Here is a 21,025-nt window from a genome sequence, read left to right on the forward strand (position 1 = left end):
AAGACGGGCACCCACGGAGCATTTCATGAGTTTTTCAGACATCTGGCTGTTCCTGCAGCAAGGGATTCTGTCCGGCCTTGTGACAGGCAGCGTCTACGCACTGCTGGCAGTCGCCGTCGTCATCGTATTCAAGGCCACGGACGTTCCCAACTTCGCCCAAGGCGAAATCTTCATGGTGGGCGGCTACGTGGCACTCTTCCTGATCCTGGTTCTGCATTGGCACTACGCCATTGTGATCCCGGTCACGCTCGTGGTCGTAGCCCTCATCTGCGCGTTCTTCCAGCGGATCGTCATGGAGCGGGTCATCAAGGCTCGAGGAGTCGGGGTGCAACTGGTCATCGCGACGCTGGGGCTGTCCTACGTACTGAAAGGCGCCGTGCGCCAGACCGGGCTGGGCGACGCTCCCCGGTCGCTGCCCGCCATCATCCCGCCAGATACGGTCATCATCGGCGAGGCCGTGCTCACCCGCCTTGATCTGCTGATCCTCTCCACTGCCGTAGTCGTCATGATCGGGCTCTACGCGCTGTTCAACCATACGCGCATCGGCAAGGCCATGCGGGCCGTGGGCATGAACCCCAAGGCCGCACAGATCGTGGGCGTGAGCCTGGTGCGCATCCGCATGGCGGTCTGGGCGCTGGCCGGGCTGATCTCTGCCGTGTCGGCCATCCTCATCACCCCCAAGATCCTCATCACGCCCGACATCGGACACATCGCAATCCTGGCCTTTGCAGCTGCCATCATCGGCGGCATCACCAGCATCCCGGGCGCCATCATCGGCGGCTTCGTCATCGGCGTAGCCGAAAACCTCGTAGGGTTGTTCGTCTCCACCAACGCCATCGTGGTGGCACCCTTTCTCGCCATCCTGATCGTGCTCATCGTCCGTCCCCAGGGGATCCTGGGCGGAAAAGTACAAGTGAAAAAGGTATGAAAAATAACCTCGATATCTGGGCTCTGTTCGTGGCGGTGGTGGTGCTGGTCATCCTGCCCTTCACCGCCACCGGCTACATCATCTACATCGCCAACCTGCTGATGATCTACGTCGTGCTGGCGCTGGGCCTGCACATCGTGATCGGCGAGACAGGCCAGTTCGCGCTGGCGCATGCTGCCTTCTACGGAATCGGCATCTACACCGCCGGCATTCTCAACAACGCACTGCACCTGAACTTTGTGTTCTCCGTGATTGCCGCCGGGATCCTATCGGCCATCGTCGGTTACCTGCTGGGTGCCCTGGCCATCCGCATGCGCGACATCTACCTGGCCCTGTCCACCTTCGCCTTTGGTGAAGCCATGCAGTGGGTATTCCTGAACTGGAACGACGTCACCAACGGCTCCAACGGACTGCAGATATCGCCCGCGCAATTTTTCGGATTCCAGCTCACTTCCGACCTGAAGGCCTACCCCTTCGTCGTGATCGGCGCGGCCACATTGCTGGGCCTGGCGGTCTGGCTTTCGCGTTCGCAGCTGGGTTCGGCCTTCCGGGCCGTGCGCGAGAGTGAAGTTGCGGCAGAAGCCATGGGCGTGAATGTGAACCTCACAAAGCGGGTGGCCTTCATGCTGTCGGCTGCGTTTGCCGGCATGGCGGGCGGCCTCTACACCACCTTCGCTTCATTCATCCACCCGGAAAGCCTGGGCTTCTGGACCACTATCCTGATTCTGATCATGATTGTCGTAGGGGGCATAGGCTCGGTGCGCGGCGCTGTAGTCGGCGCCATCATCTTCGGGGTCCTCTCCGAGCTGCTGCGCCAATTTCCGTCCTTCCAGGAAATCATCTACGGCCTGATCCTGATCGGCTTCATGATGTTCGCTCCTCGAGGGCTTTTCAGCGGCCGCAGGCTCATTGCCTCGGCGCGCCCCCATAGCAAAACCGAATCCACCTCAGGAGGCCAGCCGTGAACGCACAGGCTCCCCTGTTATCCATCGCCGGGCTCACCGTGCAGTTCGGTGGCCTCACCGCCGTGGACGACTTGTCCTTCCAGGTCGAACAAGGCCGCATCCATGCGCTGATCGGCCCGAACGGCGCCGGCAAGTCCACCACCTTCAACTGCATCTCGCGCTACTACAACCCCACGGGGGGCACCATCACCCTGGCGGGAGAAGACATCACTCACCACAAGGCCTCGCACATGGCCAGCCTGGGCGTTGCGCGCACCTTCCAGAACCTGGAGCTCTTCAACGAACTCACGGTGGAAGAAAACGCACTGCTGGGCACCTACTCGTACGGCGCCCGTCGCCTGGGCCAGATCCTGCGCCGCCCGAATGCAGAACACCGCGACCACGTGCACCACTTGTTGGAGCGGGTCGGACTGATCGACTTTCTGGATCACAAGGCCAGCAGCCTGGACTTCGGCCGCCAGAAAATGCTGGAGCTGGCCCGGGCACTGGCCATCAAGCCCCGACTGCTGCTGCTCGACGAGCCGGCTGCCGGGCTGCGCAATCGCGAGATCAACAACCTGGACAAGATCCTGTCGGAGCTCTCAGCCGCAGAGGGACTGACCGTCTTGCTGGTCGAGCATGTCATGCAACTCGTCATGTCCATTTCTCATCGCATCACCGTCATGTCGTTCGGGCACAAGATCGCCGAAGGTACGCCGGCGGAAATCCGCAACGACGCCAAAGTCATAGAGGCCTATTTGGGTAAGGGCTCATCCCAGGAGGCTCATCATGAGTGAAGCCTTCTTGTCCGTCGAGGACATCTCGGCCTCGTACGGCAACATCGCAGCGTTGCACGAGGTCTCCCTGGCCATCCCTCAAGGAGAAATCGTGGCATTGCTGGGTGCCAACGGCGCAGGAAAGTCCACCACGCTGAATGTGATTTCCGGGCTGGTACGCGCGACACATGGCACAGTGCGGTTAGAGGGCCGCCCCATTCACCGAATGTCGGCAGACCATATTGTCCAGCAGGGCATCATCCAAGTTCCCGAAGGCCGCGAAATCTTTCGCGACATGAGCGTGCGTGAAAACCTGGAAATGGGGGCCTACACCCGCAAAGACAGGGCAGCAGTGGCCCGCGACCTGGACGCCATGTGCGACCTTTTCCCGCGACTGCGGGAACGGATCGCGCAAAAGGCTTCCACTCTTTCGGGAGGCGAGCAGCAGATGCTCGCGACGGCACGCGCCATGATGGCCAGGCCACGCATGATCCTGATGGACGAACCTTCGATGGGCCTCGCGCCACTCGTCGTGGAGCAAATCTTCGATACCGTGCGCACCCTGAACCGAGAGCAGGGCATCACCATCCTGCTCGTCGAACAAAACGCCGAACTGGCGCTTTCAGTCTCGACCCACGCCTACATTCTCGAAAATGGAGAAATCGCCCTCCAGGGGCGGAGCGCAGACCTCAAGAACGACGAGGCAGTGCAACGCGCCTATCTGGGCGCTTGAAATCATCCAAGGAACGCAGCATGAAACTACTAGACAACAAGCTGGCACTCGTCACCGGCGCATCGGGAGGCCTGGGAGCCGCCACTGCGCGAGGCTTTGCGGCACAAGGAGCCCGCGTCATCGCAGCCGACCTGGACGAAGCTGGCGCAAAGGCGCTTGCCCAGGGCATCTGCGACGCCGGCGGCCAGGCATGGGGCGAGGCGATCGACGTGACGGACCGAGAGGCCGTGCGCGCGTGGGCGCAGTCCACGCAACAGCGCCATGGCCCCATCGACATCCTGGTCAACAACGCAGGAATTTCAGGCAAAGCCCGCTTCGACGAACCGCAGGTCACGGAAGTCTGGGATCGGATCATTTCTGTCAACCTCGAAGGCATCTTCAACGTCACACAGGCCTTTACGGAGCAGCTCAAGTCCACCCACGGCAGCATCATCAGCCTGTCATCCATCGTCGCCTTCGTCAGTGGCCCCTCCACCGCGGCTTACATCGCAGCCAAAGGGGCGGTGCGCTCACTCACTCAGGCACTGGCCCGCGATCTGGCGCCTTATGGGGTCCGGGCCAATGCGGTCGCCCCTGGGCTCATGCTCACGGACATGGTCAAGCCGCAATTGGCAACACCCGGCGGCACCGACTGGTTCATGAAGCGAGCCCCCATGGGGCGTGGCGGAGAACCCGAAGAAATCGTCGGGCCCATCGTATTTCTGGCCTCAGACATGGCCAGCTACGTCACAGGCGTCACACTGCCGGTGGACGGTGGTTTCCTGTCAGCATAAGGTAAATAAAAATGAATGCAGTCGCATTAGTCACCGGTGCCGCAGGGGGCATGGGAAAAGTCATCGTTCAGCGTCTCGCACAGGACGGATTCACCGTGTTTGCAGTCGACCGCGCAGAAGGGCCACTGCTTGCCCTGGCAGAAGGCTTGAAGCCATCGGGAATCACCATCCAGACGCGCGTCGTGGACCTGGCCGACGACGCAGCAATCACGCAGATGCTCGACAACCTGCCCCCTCTTTCTGCGCTGGTGAACAGTGCGGGGCTGTTCGACGAACGTGACTTCTTTGCGCTGACCCCGGACGACTTCAGGCGCGTGTACGAAGTCAATCTGATCGCTGCCGCATCGCTCACCCAGCACGCGGCGAAGCGCATGAGTTCAGGGGCCAAGATCGTCAACATCGCCTCGCGCGCGTATCTGGGTGCCCGCCATCATGCACACTACGTGGCCTCGAAAGCCGCGCTGGTCGGCTATACCCGTGCCAGCGCCATGGAGCTCGCCAGCAAAGGGATACTGGTCAACGCCATCGCTCCCGGCCTGATCGATACCCCCATGCTGCGGGCGCTGACACCCGAACGATTGGCTGCACAGCTGGCACTACAGCCTACCGGAAAGGCGGGGACGCCTGACGACATTGCTAACGCGGTGTCCTTCCTGGTAGCTCCCGGCATGTCCTTCATCACCGGCCAAGTACTCTTCGTGGACGGCGGAAAATCACTGGGTGGGTCAGGGTCGTGAACCAGCACCAGTGCCCCGACAACCACCCGGATACACTGACGTAATCACCTTGGTTCAACCCAACAAGAGAATTTGCAACTCTCAAAGCTGTGGAATCCATCATCCATGAAACTCGCCACCCTCAAGAACAACAGTCGTGACGGCACCTTGGTCGTGGTGTCACGCGATCTCTCGCGCTGTGTGGCGGTGCCGCACATTGCGCCCACCCTGCAAGCCGCGCTCGACGACTGGGACTCCAGCCAGCCCACGCTCCAGGCGGTCTATGCAGAGCTGAACGCAGGCAAAGCTGCAGACGCCCGCCCTTTCGACGCGAACAGCTGCCATGCGCCCCTGCCCCGCGCCTACCAGTGGGCTGACGGCTCGGCCTATCTGAACCACGTCGAACTGGTCCGGCGCGCCCGCCACAGCCAGGTGCCAGAATCTTTTTTCAGCGACCCGCTGATGTACCAGGGGGGCTCCGATTCTTTCATCGGACCTCGAGACCCCATCATCGCCGACAGCGAAGACTGGGGCATCGACATGGAGGCCGAGGTCACCGTAGTGACCGACGACGTCCCAACGGGGATTTCAGCCGCAGATGCCCTTGAAAAAATCCGCCTGATCATGCTGGTCAACGACGTCTCGCTACGCGGCCTGATCCCTGGCGAACTCGCCAAGGGGTTCGGCTTCTTTCAGTCCAAGCCGGCCAGCGCATTTTCTCCCGTCGCCATCACCCCCGACGAACTGGGAAACGCATGGCGCGACGGCAAGGTGCACTTGCCCATGCAGGTGGACCTGAATGGCCAGCCGTTCGGACGCCCCAACGCAGGTCAGGACATGACCTTTCACTTTGGCGAACTCATCGCCCACGCCGCGCGCACGCGCGACCTGGAAGCCGGCACCATCATTGGCTCAGGCACGATCTCGAACAAACAGGGAGGGCTCAACGGGTCCAGCATCCGCAACGGCGGCGTGGGCTATTGCTGCATCGCTGAAGTTCGCATGTACGAAACCATCGAAACCGGCAAACCCATCACCCCCTTCATGCGTTTCGGTGATCAAGTGCGCATCCACATGGAAGACGCCCACGGCCACGACATCTTTGGCACCATCGACCAGACCGTGACCCGGCGCAGCGAGGCATAAGGCCATGCTCAAGCTCTATTCTTATTTCCGCAGCTCGGCTGCCTATCGCGTACGCATCGCACTGGCCCTCAAGGGGCTGGATTTCACGCTGGTGCCCATCCACCTGCTGAAAAACGGCGGCGAGCAGCACTCGGCCGACTATCTGCGTCTGAACCCCGAAGGGCTGGTGCCGTCTCTGGAAGAAGACGGCAAGATTCTGACGCAATCGCTGGCCATCATCGAATACCTGGACGAAACCCACGGACCGCGCAGCCTTCTGCCCCATGATCCGCGAGCACGTGCCCGCGCACGTGCACTGGCACTGCAGGTGGCCTGCGACATCCACCCCTTGAACAACTTGCGGGTACTGCGGTGGCTCGCGCACGAAATGAAAGTCGAAAAACCGATCCGCGATACCTGGTATCGCCACTGGATCGAAGTGGGTTTCGACGCGTTGGAATCCAGCCTGCAATCCAGCGACACAGGTCTGTGCTGCTACGGTGATACGCCCACCCTCGCCGACTGCTGCCTGATCCCCCAGGTCTACAACGCCCGTCGCTACGAAATGGACCTGACCCGCTGGCCCACGATCCAGCGCATCGACGCACACTGCAATACGCTGTCGGCTTTTCAGGCGGCACGGCCTGAAGTCCAGGTGGATGCGGAGTAGGGCCTCGCCAGCTATCTAATCTCGATAAGGCGCCTATTGGTGCCTCGGCGACGCCCTATCGCCACGTACTACCCGGCATCGGGAGCCCTGCCTCTCCCACGAGATGGAATTCGCCCAGGCGCACTCCCGTGCGCCAAAAGTGCTAAATTTCTCCGAGCGACACGGGGTGTCCTGACAAAGTCGGGGCTGAGATGACACCCGTAGAACCTGATTCAGTTCACACTGGCGGAGGGATGTTCGCAACGCGGCCACACAGGGCCGCCGCGGGGTCTTTCGCCTGACACTCGAGAGACGCCATGGCCGACACCAAACACGCTTTACCCCTGAACGAACAAGTGGTCCTCGTGACCGGCGGTGCACGCGGGCTGGGGGCGCACATCACGCGCGCTTTCCTGCGCGAAGGCGCACGCGTAGTGATCAATTATTTCCATAGCGCCAAACCGGCTGCGGCACTGGCCGCGCAAGCGCCTGAGCGCACGTGCGCCGTATCAGCCGACGTACGCGACGCGGCTGCGGTGCGAGCGATGGTGGTTGCGGCAGAAGAACGCTTCGGGATGCCGGTCACCACCCTGGTCAACAACGCCTTGACTGATTTTCAGTTCAACGGTGACCAGCGCCCCCATGCTGACGCACTTACATGGGAAAACCTCAGCCAGCAGATGGAAGGCACCTTGCGTGGCGCGCTCAACACCGTGCAGGCAACGCTGCCAGGAATGCGGCGCCAGGGCTTTGGCCGGGTAATCAACGTGGGGACCAATCTCTTCCAGAACCCCGTCGTGCCTTACCACGACTACACCGCGGCCAAGGCGGCCCTGCTGGCCTTCACACGCACACTATCGCACGACCTCGGACCCGACGGCGTCACGGTGAACATGGTTTCAGGGGGGCTGCTGCGCACCACCGATGCGTCAGCGGCCACACCGGAGGCGGTGTTCGAGCTTATCGCAGGCAGCACACCGCTGCGCCGCGTCACCACTCCGGCTGAATTCGCTGACGCCCTGCTGTTCTTCGCATCACCCTGGTCGCGCTCGGTGACGGGCCAGAATCTGGTGGTCGATGGGGGCCTGGTGCACAATTGAGCAGGTTTCGCTGGAGCATTACATGCCTGGGGCACTCATTTTTGATGGCGACGAACTTCAGGCGTGCACGACTCGGGGCGCACAGAAAGCTCTTCGGTTGATGTATCGTGAGCGGGGTTGAGGTAACCCTTTGCGGTGACCCTCAGCCAACCACCAAAAACTCAGGAGAGAATCATGGCTCGCGCTTATCCGTTGATCGTCGCAGCAATTTTTTCTTTGGTGGCGGTCAACGCACAGGGCCAGGATATCGCACCAACCGCCGCGGCGCGCCAGGCGGAACCTATCGTTGCAGCGAACTCGACACCTGCCTACCAATATAGTTCGGCGCTCGGGCAATCACTCTATGAAAACACCTGCATGGCCTGCCACGGCGAAGCCGGGACGGGTGTCCCGGGCTCCTTCCCGCCGCTCCAAGGCAACCCGGTCGTGCTCAACCCGGACCCCACCCAGCAAATCAAGACCGTGCTGTTCGGCGTGAACGGTCACATTACCGTCAATGGCACGGAATACAACGGCTTCATGCCGCCCATGGGGAGCGGGCTCAGTGACACAGACATCGCGAACCTCATCAACTACGAACGCTCTTCGTGGGGCAACAACGGCAAACACATTACCCCCGAGCAGGTCACTGCGCTTCGACCCAGAAGCTGAGCCCGCAACCTGCAGCCGCCATGCCCGCCCGCAGCATGGCGGCTGTATTTCATTCCACCGTCACGCTCTTGGCCAGATTGCGCGGCTTGTCTACGTCGGTGCCCCGCGCGCACGCCGTGTGGTAGGCCAGCAGCTGCAAGGGCACCACGTGCAGGATGGGCGAAAGCTTGCCGTAATGTTCGGGCATCCGGAGCACGTGCATGCCAGGAGCTGGAGTGATCTGCGAATCGGCATCGGCAAACACATAGAGCTCACCACCCCGCGCGCGCACTTCCTGCATGTTGGATTTGAGTTTTTCCAACAGCTCGTCGTGCGGCGCAATGGTGATGACCGGCATGGCGTCCGTGACCAGGGCCAAGGGTCCGTGCTTGAGCTCGCCGGCCGGGTAAGCCTCGGCATGGATATAGCTGATTTCCTTGAGTTTCAACGCGCCTTCGAGCGCGATCGGGTAATGCATGCCACGGCCCAGGAACAAAGCATTTTCCTTGCTGGCAAAGCGCTCGGCCCAGGCGATGATCTGGGGCTCCAGGGCCAGCACCGCTGAAATCGCCGCAGGCAGGTGGCGCAAGGATTTCAGCGCCTGTTCTTCGGCAGCGGCATCAAGGCGGCCATGCTCTTGCGCCAGACACAGCGTGAGCAAATACAGGGCGGTGAGCTGGGTCGTAAAGGCCTTGGTCGAGGCCACGCCGATTTCCACTCCAGCTCGCGTGATGAAAGACAGCTCGCATTCACGCACCATGGCGCTGGTCGCCACGTTGCAAATGGTCAGCGTGTGCGGCATGCCCAGACCACGCGCGTGTTTGAGCGCTGCCAGCGTGTCGGCGGTCTCGCCCGACTGCGAAATCGTCACCACCAACGTCTTGGGATCGGGCACGCTGGTGCGGTAGCGGTACTCGCTGGCGATCTCGACGTTGACGGGAATGCCGGCCAGGGATTCGATCCAGTAGCGTGCTGTGAGCCCCGCGTAATAACTGGTGCCGCAGGCCAGGATCAGCACCTTGTCCACGCTCTTGAACACGGCGTGTGCCTTGTCGCCAAAGAGTTCCGGCATGACGGAGTCGATGCCACGCAAGGTGTCGCCTACCGCACGCGGCTGTTCAAAAATCTCTTTTTGCATGTAGTGGCGATAGGGGCCCAGTTCGGCCTCGCCCGTGTGAATCTGCACCGTGTGCACCTCGCGATCTACCGCGCGGCCCTGAGCGTCGCTGATCCACACGCGAGCCAGTTGCAGGTCGACCACGTCGCCGTCTTCCAGGTAGATGATCTGATCCGTGGTACCTGCCAGCGCCAGTGCATCAGAAGCCAGATAATTGCCTTCGGTACCGCAGCCCACTACCAGCGGCGACCCCTGACGGGCACCGACGACACGGTGCGGCTCGGCCGCACAAAACACGGCAATGGCGTACGCGCCTTCCAGGCGGCGAATGGCCTGTTGCACGGCGGCCAGCAAATCGCCGTCGTACAGGTGATCGACCAGGTGGGCGATGACCTCGGTATCGGTCTGGCTGGTGAAAGCGTACCCGGCCGCCTTGAGTTCCTCGCGAAGTACATCGTGGTTTTCAATGATGCCGTTGTGGACCAGCGCAATACGCGGCGCGTTGGGATCCAGCCCCGAAAAATGCGGGTGCGCATTGTGCGTGAGGGGAGCACCGTGGGTGGCCCAACGCGTATGGGCGATGCCCGTCAATCCCTGGATGCCGTCCTGCTCAGCCTGCGCCGCGAGTTCCGCCACGCGACGGGTGCTGCGCACGCGTTGCAGCCCGGTGCCATTGTGCACGGCCACGCCGCACGAATCATAGCCACGATATTCCAGCCGGCGCAGGCCTTCGAGCAGGACGGGAACGACGTTCTGTTGCGCGACGGCGCCTACGATGCCACACATATGGAGGGGCTCCTGAATTGAATGAATGGCGCTATTGTGGCGGCAATCGAAAGAAATTTGATTTCTTTTTATACTAAAATATGAAATATAAATTCTCACCTTAAAATAAGTGAATTTATATTTCACACAATGATTAGAAATAAAATATAAAGTCAAACGTTCCAGCCCATTCACATCTATTACGACCTGGACACACTCATGCCAGACGACCTGGACCTGCGTATTCTCGAGCAGCTGCAGCGCGATTGCTCCCTTAGCAATCAGGCGCTGGCCGAACGCGTGCACAGCTCCCCTCCCACTTGTCTGCGGCGCGTGCGCCAACTGCGCAAGGCCGGATTCATCCGCCAGCAGGTGGCTATCCTGGACCCGGTTCTCATGGGAGCCACGCTCACGGCGCTGATCGAGGTCACGCTGGACACTCAGGCCGCCGAGGCTGCCGACGCGCTCGAGGCGCGGTTCACCGCTGAGCCCGAAATCCAGCAGTGTTACCGCGTGAGCAGCGGCCCAGACTTCATCCTGGTGGCGCTGGTGGCCGATATGCCAGCCTATCAAGCGCTGGTGCAGCGCTGCCTCACGCGCGACTCACGCATTCGCAACGTGCGCAGCTTCTTCGCCACGGCCCGCAGCAAGTTCTCGACTCAGATCCCGCTACTGCGCCCCCTCACGCGTCCATGACCAGGGCGCGCGCCGGCGTACCGTCATCCGCCCACCGCGCCCGGATCTGCAGGATATCCGGCATGCACCCCATCAGGGCGTCTACCAGGGCCGGATCAAAGTGCCTGCCACTCTGCTCACGGATATAGGTCAGCGCCTGCTCTACCGGCCAGGCCGGCTTGTAAGGCCGCACGCTGGTCAGAGCGTCGAACACGTCGACTAGCGCCACGATGCGCGCCTCTTGGGGAATATCCTCGCCCGCGAGGCCCTGGGGGTACCCGCTTCCATCCCACTTCTCGTGATGGCAGAGCGCAATCGTGGCCGCCATGTGCAACAGACCAGACGGGTGGTTTCCCAGAATGCGTGCTCCAATCGCCGGATGCTGGCGCATGACCGCCCATTCATCCGCATCCAATTCTCCGGGCTTAAGCAAGATGGCGTCTGGAATGCCGATTTTTCCAATATCGTGCATGGGTGACGCGTGCTGCAGCATGTCAGCCGCTTCATCTCCGTACCCGATCTCCTTGGCCAGGCGGCGCGCAAAATGACTGATGCGCACAGTATGCATCCCTGTTTCATTGTCACGATACTCCGCTGCAGCACCCAGACACTGGATGATCTGAAAACGGGTATCCATCAGTTCCTGGGTCTGCACCAAAGACAGATGCGTACGGACTCGGGCCTGCACGATAGCGGGGCTAAAGGGCTTGGCAATGTAATCCACCGCCCCCAGTTCCAGCCCGCGGTACTCGTCGCTGGCGTCGCTCAAGGCCGTGACGAAAATCACCGGAATGCTGCGCAGCCCAGGGTCTGCCTTGAGCGCTGCACAGACTTCATGGCCGGACATCTGCGGCATCATGATGTCCAGCAGAATCAGATCCGGGCGATCTTTCTGAGCCAGAGCCAGAGCCGTCTGACCATCCCGGGCGAACAGGAGCCGATACTGCGCCTGCAACGTATGCCGCAACACCTGCAGATTGGCCGGCTCATCGTCGACCAGAAGCAATACACGCCGCATATCACGGTCTTGTTTCATGGCGCCTCCTGTACACCGTTTGAAACGGCCTCGGCCAGGTCCCCTCCAAGGGATTCCAACACCTCCTGCAATAGCAGGCCAGCGCGCGCAAAATCGAACAAATCCAGCGCCCGCTGCAACGCTTGCGCCCGCTCTCGTTGGCCACACGCCGTCAGATCGGCCATTACGCGGGCGAGCAAGTCATCGTCCAGTTCATTGGAGGCCACCACGGCCAGAAGCCGGGTTGCTGCCTGACGCAATACGGCACTTTCTCGCCGCCCACCGCCGTCGAATCCAGCTGCCTGAGCCCCGCCAACGGCCCCCGTATCTTCTCGAGCCCGCAGCACTTCCGTCCGTACAGCAGACAGACTGGCGACAAGCTCTGGAACGCGCCTTGCCGCCTCTTGCACACGACCCTCGCGACACAAAGCTTCCAGCGTCGCCGCCACAACCGAGACGGCCATCAGGGAAAGATTGCCCGACGCCCCTCGAATGCCATGCAAGCTGAACTGCAGCGCCTCGCCGTCCACCTTCGCATCCGCATCATCCGGCAACGGATAGCGATCGACCCACTCGTCCAGGAAGCCCAGGATCCGGGGAGCCAGCGCGGCACGCGACCCCCACAAGGCAATGCCCCGGTCCCAATCGACTAGCAAGGGCTTCAGCGGAGCCGCCCGCACGGCGCTCACGACCGTGGCGCCACGACAATCCGTGAGCATCCGCGAAATCTCCTCCAGCAGCCTGGGGACTTCAAGAGGTTTGACGGCGAAGCCATCCATTCCCGCCTGACGGGCATCCCGCCGATCATCCGCCATCACGCTGGCCGTCAGCGCGATGACAGGGGTTCGAGCCTGCCCCTCGGCGCGCTCGAATTGGCGAATCAGCCGGGTCGCCTCGCGGCCGTCCGTCCCCGGCATATGAACGTCCATCAACACCACATCGAAATGGCCTTGCTGGTATTTCTCGAATGCCTGGGCGCCGTCGACCGCACTGACGACACGGTGACCGTGCCTTTCCAGTACCAAGCGCAAGAGCTCCAGGTTCTGCGGTACATCGTCTGCGATCAGGATGCTCAATGAGGGAAGGTCTCCTGCCGGGTGGTCGGCCAGAACTGTCGGCTCATCTTCCGCCGGTGCCTCGGAGGAGGCCAGGGGCAGCCACACATGAAACACGCTGCCCTCGCCTGGTGCACTTTCTACCTCGATGCGGCCCTTCATGACCTCCACCAACTGGCGTGCGATGGTCGTCCCCAGACCCGTCCCGCCGAACCGCCGGCTGATGGAAGCATCGGCTTGCGTGAAGGGTTCGAAAATCGTCCGAACCTGATCGACCGTCATTCCGATGCCAGTATCGCGCACCTCGATGTGCACGGCCCCGGACTCCAACGCAAAATCCACATGAATCGAGCCGGACTCTGTGAACTTGATGGCGTTGCCCACAAGATTCGTCAGAATCTGCAGGACCCGCAACTGATCTCCCCGAAAATACTCGGGCATGGCCGACGGGTAATGCGTTCGCAGCGACAGACCCTTGGCCTCTGCCCCCAGGCGCAAGGACGACTCGATCTGAAAGGCCAATGCCTTGAGAGAGAAAATTCCCTCTTCCAGTTCAAGGCGCCCGCTGTCCATCTTGGTGGTGTCCAAAATGTCGTTGATCAGGTGCAAGAGCGACCTCGAGGATTGCCGGATCGTATTCAAATGCATACGCTGCGCTGTGGCCAAGTTGGTCCGCAGTAGCAGATCCGTGAACCCGATGATGGAATTCATAGGGGTGCGAATCTCGTGGCTCATGTTGGCCAGAAAGCGACTCTTGGTCTCAGCAGCCGCCTCAGCTTGCTGCACCGATTCGCGCAGCGACGCCTCAAGCGCCTTGCGTTCACTGATGTCGGCAATCAGCCCGACGAAAAGCCGTTGCCCTCCAGGCAGATCCACCCGGCCCACCGCCAACCGGATCGGGAATTTGCGGCCATCCTTGTGCTGCGCCACCACCTCGCGCCCACGCCCAATGATATGTGGCACCTGCGTGTCGCGATACGCCTTCAGATAGCCGTCATGCGCCGACCGAAACGGTTCGGGCATGAGAATCTTGATATTGCGCCCGATCACCTCAACGGCATCGTAGCCAAAGAGCCGTTCAGCGGAATGGCTGAACTCTTGCACGACGCCATAGGGATCGATAGTGATAATGGCATCGACCGCCGTATCAAAGATCGCCTGCAGGCGCGACTTGGCATTCTCGGCCTCGCGAAAAAGCGCCCGGGAGCGCACAAGGCCGTTCAGCGCCGCCACGACGATGGCAATCGTCAGCGTCAGCGAAGACAAGGCCAGGGCCACGTACGAAGCGCCCAAATGGATGAAATCCGCACCCGGCCCCGGCGTCCCTAGGAACCGGACGGCCGCCATCCCGGTGTAGTGCATGCCAGCGATAGCCACCCCCATGACCACCCCGCTTGCCCAGAAGCGTACCCGGCCGTTCAAGGCCCTGAGCCCAAAATAGATCCAGAGCGCCAGCATGGCCAGCACAACCGCTACGACGATGGACAGCCCGAAGGTTCCTGGCTCATAGCGCATGAGCAGCGGGGTACGCATGGCCATCATGCCCGTGTAATGCATGGCACCGATCCCGGCCCCGAGCAGCACTCCGGCCACTCCCAGCTGCCGAACAGAAAACTGACGCAGCGACAGCAGGACCAGCGCTGCCAACGCACCTACCCACCCGGGGATCAGAGACAGCAGGGTGAGCGTCATGTCGTAATGCACCGGCGCGGGCAGCTTGAAGGCCAGCATCCCGATGAAATGCATGGTCCAGATGCCTGCCCCCAATGCAACGGAGCCAGTCACGATGGCAATGCGCCGATGCAGGATGCTCGCGGCGCCCCGCGCGACGTGTGCCGTCTGCAGCGCCATGAGCGACAACACGACCGCCACGAACACCGACAGAAACACGAGCTCAGGCTGATAGCTGCCCTGCACGAAGCTCGTACCGTCCGTCGGACTGAGAAAAAAATGATGGAGGGTCATCCGGTCATTGAACCTGGAATTGGAAAAGAATGCTCAAAAGCGCCACAACAGTTATCGGCCGTTGGAAGCAGATGTTTAGAGATCGAAACGAGCTACCCAAAAGAGGTCGTGCATGCCTGTTCAGCGGAACTTGACACACACCCCTGCTATGCTTTCGCCCATGACTGCTCTGCCTCCCATTCACCTGCCTGCCGGCTTGCCGGCTCCGGACAACGATACACTGGCCCACGGTGCCCGCGTGCAGGCCATGCTCACGGAACGCATCCGTGCGGCGGGCGGCTGGCTGCCCTTCGAGCATTGGATGCAAGCCGCTCTGTATGAGCCGGGTCTGGGGTATTACAGTGCAGGCAGCATCAAACTGCATCACGAAGGCGATTTCACCACGGCGCCCGAGACCAGCCCGCTCTTTGGACAAGCCCTCGCACATCAGGTGGCAGACGTCCTCGCGGCCAGCCAGACGCAATCCGTCCTTGAATTCGGGGCAGGCTCGGGCGCACTGGCCGCAGCCTTGATCCCGGCGCTGAACAGCCTGGGCATTCGCGTGCAGTACCAGATTCTGGAGCTGTCGGCCGATCTGCGGGCGCGCCAGCAGGCACGCCTAACCGCCTGGGCCGATCAGGTCCAGTGGCTGGATGCACTCCCTGCCGCCTTCAGCGGCTGTGTGCTGGCCAACGAGGTGCTGGACGCCATGCCAGCCATCCTGTTCCAGTGGACCGACGAAGGCGACCCCGCCATCCTGGGCGTGGCGCTCGATGCGCGTCCCGGAGCATTGGCACCCTTTCGTTGGGTGTTGCACGAAGCGCCTCCGGGGACGGCGGCGGCCATCAAGGCCCGCATGCCCGCTCTGCCGGGATACCGCTCCGAACTCAATCTGCAGGCCGAAGCCTGGGTGCGCCACCTGGGTCTATGGCTCGAAAAAGGGGCCGCACTGCTCATCGATTACGGCTTTCCGCAGGCGGAGTACTACCACCCGCAACGCGCACAAGGCACACTCATGTGTCACTTCCGCCACCACGCGCACGACCAACCGCTGGTGCTGGCCGGGCTGCAGGATCTGACCACACACGTGGACTTCACGGCCATGGCCGATGCAGCACTGGATGGCGGACTGGAAGTGCTGGGCTTTACGTCACAGGCGCGTTTTCTGATGAACGCAGGGCTGCTGGACCTGGTCAATGCTCCTGGCGAAGACCCCGCACAGCGGGCGCGTCAGCTCACGACGCTCAACACTTTGCTTTCCGAGGCCGAAATGGGCGAGCTCTTCAAGGTGCTGGCCGTAGGGCGCGGGATCAACCCCCCCTTACGAGGCTTCACGCGCGGAGATCGCCGCGACCGACTCTGACTCCGGCAGCGCACGCCGTTCAATGGCCGCGATCTTCAATCCAAAGCTGTTCATGAGCCGCCGGGTGGCAAAATCAGGCGTACCTCGCGTGAAGACGGCTTCATCATCATCCGCCGGGTGCAAGGCATCCGCCTGACGGGGCAACAGGCTGCGTGCCCGACGGGCAATGGCTTCAGCGGGGTCCAGCCAGTCCACGGGCCAAGGGGCAAGACGCCGAAACACGTTCACCAAAAATGGGTAATGGGTACATCCCAGGACCACGATGTCGGTGCAGCGCCCCGCCTGCTCCACGAAACAGGGCTGGATCTCGGTTCTCACCTGGACCTCATCCAGGGACTCGCCTCGCACATAGGCTTCAGCCACCCCTGCCAGCACGGAAGACCCCACCAGATTCACTGTACAACGCCCCGCGTAGGACTGAATCAGCCTGCGTGTGTACTCACGGTGCACGGTTCCAGGCGTGGCCAGTACGGATACCAGGCCGGAGCGGGTGCGCTCGGCGGCCGGCTTGATGGCCGGCACCGTGCCCACGAAAGCCATGTCCGGGAACGCAGCCCGCAAGTCAGCACCGGCCAGCGTGAACGCCGTATTGCAGGCCACGATGCAGAGCACAGGCCGGTGGGCTTGCAGCAGTTCGCCAAACAACGCGAGCAGGCGGGCCCTGAGCGCAGACGCAGGCCATGCGCCATACGGGAACCCGCCATCATCGGCCACGTAGACGAAGCGGCGCTCCGGCATCAACACGCGGGCTTCGCGCAGCACGGTAAGCCCGCCAATACCAGAATCAAACACCAGGACAGGCTGGCCGGGATCACCCAAGACAGAGTCCCTGGCCATCACAGACGCCCCAAGGCCTGCAGCCGGGCCGCCCGCAAAGCCTCGCGAATTCTGCCCACATCCCCACCGGCGGCACGGGCCACGGCCCCTGCATCGATGGCACGGACCGTCTGCAACCGGGCCTGCCAGGCCGCAAGGTCCACGACCTGCACGCAGGCCGCCGCCTGCAACAGGCCCAGGCAACGATCGGGCCGACGCAACGCATCGCACGATTCGAACACTTGCAACCAGGCCTCGGGGGTATCGGCGACGCGGGCATCCGCAGCGGGCAAGCGCGCCACCATGTCCGGCAGCAGCCGCGCCATCTCGCGACAGACCGACGGCGCACGCATATGGTTTTGCAGCTCCGCCGCGGAGCCACGGCACAGCAGTGCGTACCGCTGGGCGAGATCAAGCTGCCCTGCCACTGCGCGAGAGAGCCCGCAAGACAGCTCGGCACTCCATGCCAGGTCAGGCGCCACACGCTCCAGGGCGCCGCATTGAGCAAGCACGTCGAACATGCGCCCGGGATGCGCCGTCATGAGCCCTTTGGCGAATTCCTGCCAGACCCGCTCGGGGACCAAGGCATCGACTTCGCCGCGCAGCACCAATTCGCGGCACAAAGCGAGGGTTTCAGGTGCAATGGAAAAATCGGCAAACCGCGCCGCAAAACGAGCAAGCCGCAGCAGGCGCACGGGATCTTCGACAAAAGCCGGCCCCACGTGGCGCAGCACTTTGGCGTGCAGATCGGCCACGCCCCCCAGGGGGTCCACCAGCTTGCCATCCGCCGCGCGGGCAATGGCATTCACGGTCAGATCACGCCGGCGCAAGTCATCGTCCAGCGTCACGTCCTGACCCGCGTGAAACACGAAGCCGTGATAGCCGCGACCCGATTTGCGTTCGGTGCGCGCCAGCGCGTATTCCTCATGGGTCTGCGGGTGCAGAAACACCGGAAAATCCCCACCCACCGGCGTAAAGCCCCGCGCCGACATGATTTCGGGCGTGGCTCCGACCACCACCCAGTCACGATCGCCGGCCGGCAACCCCAGCAGCGCGTCGCGCACCGCTCCCCCCACGATGTAGACCTGCAGACCTCGGGTAGCGGCGTCTTCGTGAGCGCTCATGGCAGATTGGTGGGTGTGTCGGCGGTAGGGCTGATCGTACCCAGGCGCGCCTTGAGCGATTGCGGCTGACCGGTGAAAAGCGCGGCGTAATACACCGTGTTCGACAGCACGTTCTTCACATAGAGCCGGGTTTCAGTAAAAGGAATGGTCTCGGCAAACACGGCGCCTTCAACTGGTGCCAGCAATGCGGCGCGCCAGCGCTTGGGGCGGGCCGGGCCGGCGTTATAGCCCGCCGTGGCCAACAGTTCAGAGCCCCCCACCCCTTGCAGCACCATGCTCAGGTAGTTCGTGCCCAGAATGGTGTTGGTGTCAAAATCATTGACGTCGGTAGGTTGAAACCCCTGCATGCCGATCTTGCGCGCCACCCAGCGTGCCGTGGCCGGCATGAGCTGCATCAGGCCGGAAGCCCCCACGCCCGAACGCGCGTCTGTGATGAAGCGCGATTCCTGGCGAATGAGGCCATACACCCAGGCCGGGTCCAGATGAATGGCATCGGCCTTGGCCGCCACCCGTCCTTCAAAAGGCGCAATGAAGCGCTGACTGAAATCGACCACATGCTTGGTGAGCAGCGAGGTGTTCACCACCCGGTCATAGAGCCGCTGCTGGCGGGCGAACTCGGCGGCACCCCGCAGCTGTGAATCATCCATGCCCTGCAAGGCATAGACCCACTCGGGTACCGCCTGCTTGCGCCACCCCAAGCCAAACAGGGTCACGGCCCGTTCCAGATCGGGATTGGACTGCGCCTGGGCAACCCAACCAGCGGCAATGGGGGCCGGCTGCGGCGGCATATAGAGCGGCCTCCCCAAAGCATCATCAGCCAGCTGGCCGTAGAAGCTGAGGTCCTTGGAGATGGATTCAAAATACTGCTGCGCGGCCTTCTGGTTGCCTTGTGCGGCCAGCGCGCGGCCATACCAGTAGCGCCAGACGGGCTCATCAGCCTGTTGTGCCGTCATCTTGCGAATGGCGTCCGCGACCCGATTCCAATCGATGGGCGCAACACGCAGCTCGGCCCGTACCTGCCAGGCATGGTTGAAGTCGGTCATGGGTACGGGGCCGGAATCCCGATACCAGCGCGCGGCCGCGGGGTCCACCTGCAAGGCGGCCACCAGGCCGAACTGCCCCCAGACCCATTGCAGATCCGCAGGCGGGATTTTCTTGGCCCAGTTGCTGCGGATGTACTGTGCGGCCTCGTCGCGATCGCTGCTGCGCGCCAGGCGCGAAAGCGCGATTTCGGCGAGTTCGAAGCCTTCCGAACCACGCGGTTGATCATGTGATTCCAGCCAGCGGCGCGGATCTTTCATGAGGGCCGCAAACTGCACCATGCCGGCATCGCTGAAAACGGCTGCCGCCACCCGATTGATCTGTGCCGTCTTTCCGGATTCGAGCGTGTCACGCAGCAGACCGTTGAGCTCTTTGCGGCTGAGCACGTGATCGGCTGACAGCTGGTCAAGCAGGCTCCAGCAATCGCTGTTGGGCTGGTAGATCTTGAGAAATTCGGCTGCCTTGGTACGCTGGCCCGTCATGTGCCGCGCCAGCATCAACGCGCACTGGACACGCGAGGGCAGCTTGGGGCCCATCAGGATGCGCAGCGCCTGGGCGTAATCGCCGCCATGTACGGCAGCAAGTATCCATTGCTGACTCAGCTGAGTGGAAAGATACGAACCCGGGTGATCGGCCAGGAACTTCTGCAGCGCAGCCTGCGGCAAGGGCATCGTGCCTACCTGCAACTGATGCTGCAACGACCAATACTGGGGGTACATGCCCAGTACCGGATCGGGCGCTGCTGCCCGCACCAGGATATCCAGTGTGGGCCATTGCCCTCTGCGAACGGCCTCGTAGGCATCGAGTACCGCCTGGCGCGCGGCCGGCGGCACGGTGGGAGGCACGTAGGCCCGCACCGCGGGCGCCGGACCGTCATCGTGCGCCTGCTCGGCCGCCACTTCAGGGAGAGCTTCGCCCGCCTGCTGCTCAGACGCCGTGGGCGCCTGCGCCCCGGCGCAGCCGGCCAGCGTGAGCGAAAGCCCCATCACACCACAAGTGATCAGGTGTCGGCTGACCTCACGGGCCACTGAGAACACAGGGAGCGTCTTCTGGCGATCCCTTAGAATGTCAGCCAAGCCCATTGTCTACCTTCACCAAACCCACACATGAATCAGAACGCACAGGATACCGCAGTCCCCCTTAGGACGAAACTCAAAGCACGCCGCCGCGAGATGTCTGCGCAAGACAAAGACCGGGGCGCCCTGCTGATTCGCGGGCGTCTGTTTACCTGGCTGGCCACCAACCGCACGCGGTTGCGCGAATCCGGACGCCCCGACGTGCGGCACATCGCGGCTTTCTGGTCCATGGCCGAAGAGCCTGAACTTCAGCCCCTCCTCACCCAATGGGCGCTGGACGAATCGCTGACGGTGTCTTTACCCGTAGTCACTGGGCCGGGTGAGCCCCTGGTCTTTCGCGAGTGGGACCTCGAAGCCCCAATGCGCACGGGCGCCTACGGGATTCAGGAACCGGAAGGCCCTGAAGTCAAGGTGCCGGACGTCATCCTGGTGCCTACGCTGGGCTTCACCCGCAAGGGAGACCGCCTGGGCTATGGCGGCGGCTACTACGACCGCACCCTGGCCGCCCTCAAGTCCAGCGGCCACCCGCTCACCACGGTGGGCGTCGCCTGGGCTTGCGGGGATCTGAGCCAGGAGGCCTACACCCCTGCCGCGCATGACGTGCGACTGGACTGCGTCCTCACGGACAAGGGCTGGGCCGTGCCCGCCAAAGATCTGTAA

Annotated in this window: 19 protein-coding genes and 1 riboswitch; of the genes, 13 read left to right on the forward strand and 6 right to left on the reverse strand. The window is 62.4% G+C overall.

Annotation, left to right across the window (positions count from 1 at the left end):
* Positions 1-25 precede the first annotated feature (25 nt).
* From VF285_RS03550 to VF285_RS03595, 10 genes are all read left to right on the forward strand, one after another.
* A complete protein-coding gene (locus tag VF285_RS03550) occupies positions 26-928 on the forward strand; it encodes a branched-chain amino acid ABC transporter permease (RefSeq protein WP_346951245.1) in 903 nt (300 codons plus the stop codon).
* Positions 925-1,893: a branched-chain amino acid ABC transporter permease gene (locus VF285_RS03555; protein ID WP_346951246.1), complete on the forward strand. Its 969-nt coding sequence runs from the start codon at positions 925-927 to the stop codon at positions 1,891-1,893. The genes VF285_RS03550 and VF285_RS03555 overlap by 4 nt, the downstream gene beginning before the upstream one ends.
* Positions 1,890-2,669, forward strand: coding sequence for an ABC transporter ATP-binding protein (locus tag VF285_RS03560; protein WP_346951247.1), 780 nt, complete (start codon positions 1,890-1,892; stop codon positions 2,667-2,669). Before VF285_RS03555 ends, VF285_RS03560 begins: the two co-directional genes overlap by 4 nt.
* Positions 2,662-3,381, forward strand: coding sequence for an ABC transporter ATP-binding protein (locus VF285_RS03565; protein WP_346951248.1), 720 nt, complete (start codon positions 2,662-2,664; stop codon positions 3,379-3,381). Before VF285_RS03560 ends, VF285_RS03565 begins: the two co-directional genes overlap by 8 nt.
* Positions 3,382-3,401: 20 nt before the next feature.
* A complete protein-coding gene (locus VF285_RS03570) occupies positions 3,402-4,154 on the forward strand; it encodes an SDR family NAD(P)-dependent oxidoreductase (protein WP_346951249.1) in 753 nt (250 codons plus the stop codon).
* A gap of 11 nt (positions 4,155-4,165) precedes the next feature.
* Entirely contained in the window at positions 4,166-4,891 is a 726-nt protein-coding gene (locus VF285_RS03575; protein WP_346951250.1) for an SDR family NAD(P)-dependent oxidoreductase, read from the forward strand.
* A 105-nt stretch (positions 4,892-4,996) separates the two neighbouring features.
* The gene (locus VF285_RS03580) at positions 4,997-6,016 is read left to right on the forward strand and encodes a fumarylacetoacetate hydrolase family protein (protein ID WP_346951251.1); all 1,020 of its coding nucleotides are present in this window, start codon (positions 4,997-4,999) and stop codon (positions 6,014-6,016) included.
* Between the two features lie 4 nt (positions 6,017-6,020).
* Positions 6,021-6,665 (forward strand): maleylacetoacetate isomerase, encoded by a 645-nt coding sequence (maiA, locus tag VF285_RS03585; RefSeq protein WP_346951252.1) that lies wholly within the window; start codon positions 6,021-6,023, stop codon positions 6,663-6,665.
* Between the two features lie 152 nt (positions 6,666-6,817).
* A riboswitch (TPP riboswitch) is annotated at positions 6,818-6,916 on the forward strand.
* Positions 6,917-6,961: 45 nt separating this feature from the next.
* On the forward strand, positions 6,962-7,744 hold the full coding sequence (locus tag VF285_RS03590; RefSeq protein WP_346951253.1) for a 3-oxoacyl-ACP reductase: 783 nt from the start codon (positions 6,962-6,964) through the stop codon (positions 7,742-7,744).
* A 174-nt stretch (positions 7,745-7,918) separates the two neighbouring features.
* Positions 7,919-8,395 (forward strand): cytochrome c, encoded by a 477-nt coding sequence (locus VF285_RS03595; protein ID WP_346951254.1) that lies wholly within the window; start codon positions 7,919-7,921, stop codon positions 8,393-8,395.
* Between the two features lie 49 nt (positions 8,396-8,444).
* Here the strand turns inward: VF285_RS03595 and glmS are convergent, their stop codons facing one another.
* Positions 8,445-10,277, reverse strand: coding sequence for a glutamine--fructose-6-phosphate transaminase (isomerizing) (glmS, locus tag VF285_RS03600; protein WP_346951255.1), 1,833 nt, complete (start codon positions 10,275-10,277; stop codon positions 8,445-8,447).
* Positions 10,278-10,475: 198 nt separating this feature from the next.
* Here glmS and VF285_RS03605 point away from each other — a divergent pair, with 198 nt between their 5' ends.
* Positions 10,476-10,952: an Lrp/AsnC family transcriptional regulator gene (locus VF285_RS03605; protein ID WP_346951256.1), complete on the forward strand. Its 477-nt coding sequence runs from the start codon at positions 10,476-10,478 to the stop codon at positions 10,950-10,952.
* On the opposite strand, the gene VF285_RS03610 is transcribed toward VF285_RS03605, so the two are convergent.
* Complete coding sequence (locus VF285_RS03610; protein ID WP_346951257.1) at positions 10,939-11,967, reverse strand: two-component system response regulator; 1,029 nt, start codon at positions 11,965-11,967, stop codon at positions 10,939-10,941. The two genes, VF285_RS03605 and VF285_RS03610, sit on opposite strands and share 14 nt — an antisense overlap.
* The gene (locus VF285_RS03615) at positions 11,964-14,966 is read right to left on the reverse strand and encodes an MHYT domain-containing protein (RefSeq protein WP_346951258.1); all 3,003 of its coding nucleotides are present in this window, start codon (positions 14,964-14,966) and stop codon (positions 11,964-11,966) included. The genes VF285_RS03610 and VF285_RS03615 overlap by 4 nt, the downstream gene beginning before the upstream one ends.
* A 160-nt stretch (positions 14,967-15,126) precedes the next feature.
* Between VF285_RS03615 and VF285_RS03620 the strand changes: the two genes are divergently transcribed.
* Positions 15,127-16,308, forward strand: coding sequence for a class I SAM-dependent methyltransferase (locus VF285_RS03620; protein WP_346951259.1), 1,182 nt, complete (start codon positions 15,127-15,129; stop codon positions 16,306-16,308).
* Here VF285_RS03620 and murI read toward each other — a convergent pair.
* From murI to VF285_RS03635, 3 genes are read right to left on the reverse strand one after another with little or no spacing between them, the layout of a single operon-like run.
* Positions 16,267-17,145, reverse strand: coding sequence for a glutamate racemase (murI, locus tag VF285_RS03625; RefSeq protein WP_346951260.1), 879 nt, complete (start codon positions 17,143-17,145; stop codon positions 16,267-16,269). The genes VF285_RS03620 and murI overlap by 42 nt on opposite strands.
* Positions 17,145-18,248 carry a CCA tRNA nucleotidyltransferase gene (locus VF285_RS03630; RefSeq protein ID WP_346951261.1) on the reverse strand — a complete coding sequence of 368 codons (1,104 nt, stop codon included), beginning with the start codon at positions 18,246-18,248 and terminating at the stop codon, positions 17,145-17,147. The genes murI and VF285_RS03630 overlap by 1 nt, the downstream gene beginning before the upstream one ends.
* Positions 18,245-20,371, reverse strand: coding sequence for a lytic transglycosylase domain-containing protein (locus VF285_RS03635; protein WP_346951262.1), 2,127 nt, complete (start codon positions 20,369-20,371; stop codon positions 18,245-18,247). Before VF285_RS03635 ends, VF285_RS03630 begins: the two co-directional genes overlap by 4 nt.
* A gap of 24 nt (positions 20,372-20,395) precedes the next feature.
* Between VF285_RS03635 and VF285_RS03640 the strand changes: the two genes are divergently transcribed.
* Positions 20,396-21,025, forward strand: coding sequence for a 5-formyltetrahydrofolate cyclo-ligase (locus tag VF285_RS03640; protein WP_346951263.1), 630 nt, complete (start codon positions 20,396-20,398; stop codon positions 21,023-21,025).

Source organism: Castellaniella sp. (assembly GCF_036379515.1).
Lineage (GTDB): Bacteria > Pseudomonadota > Gammaproteobacteria > Burkholderiales > Burkholderiaceae_B > Castellaniella.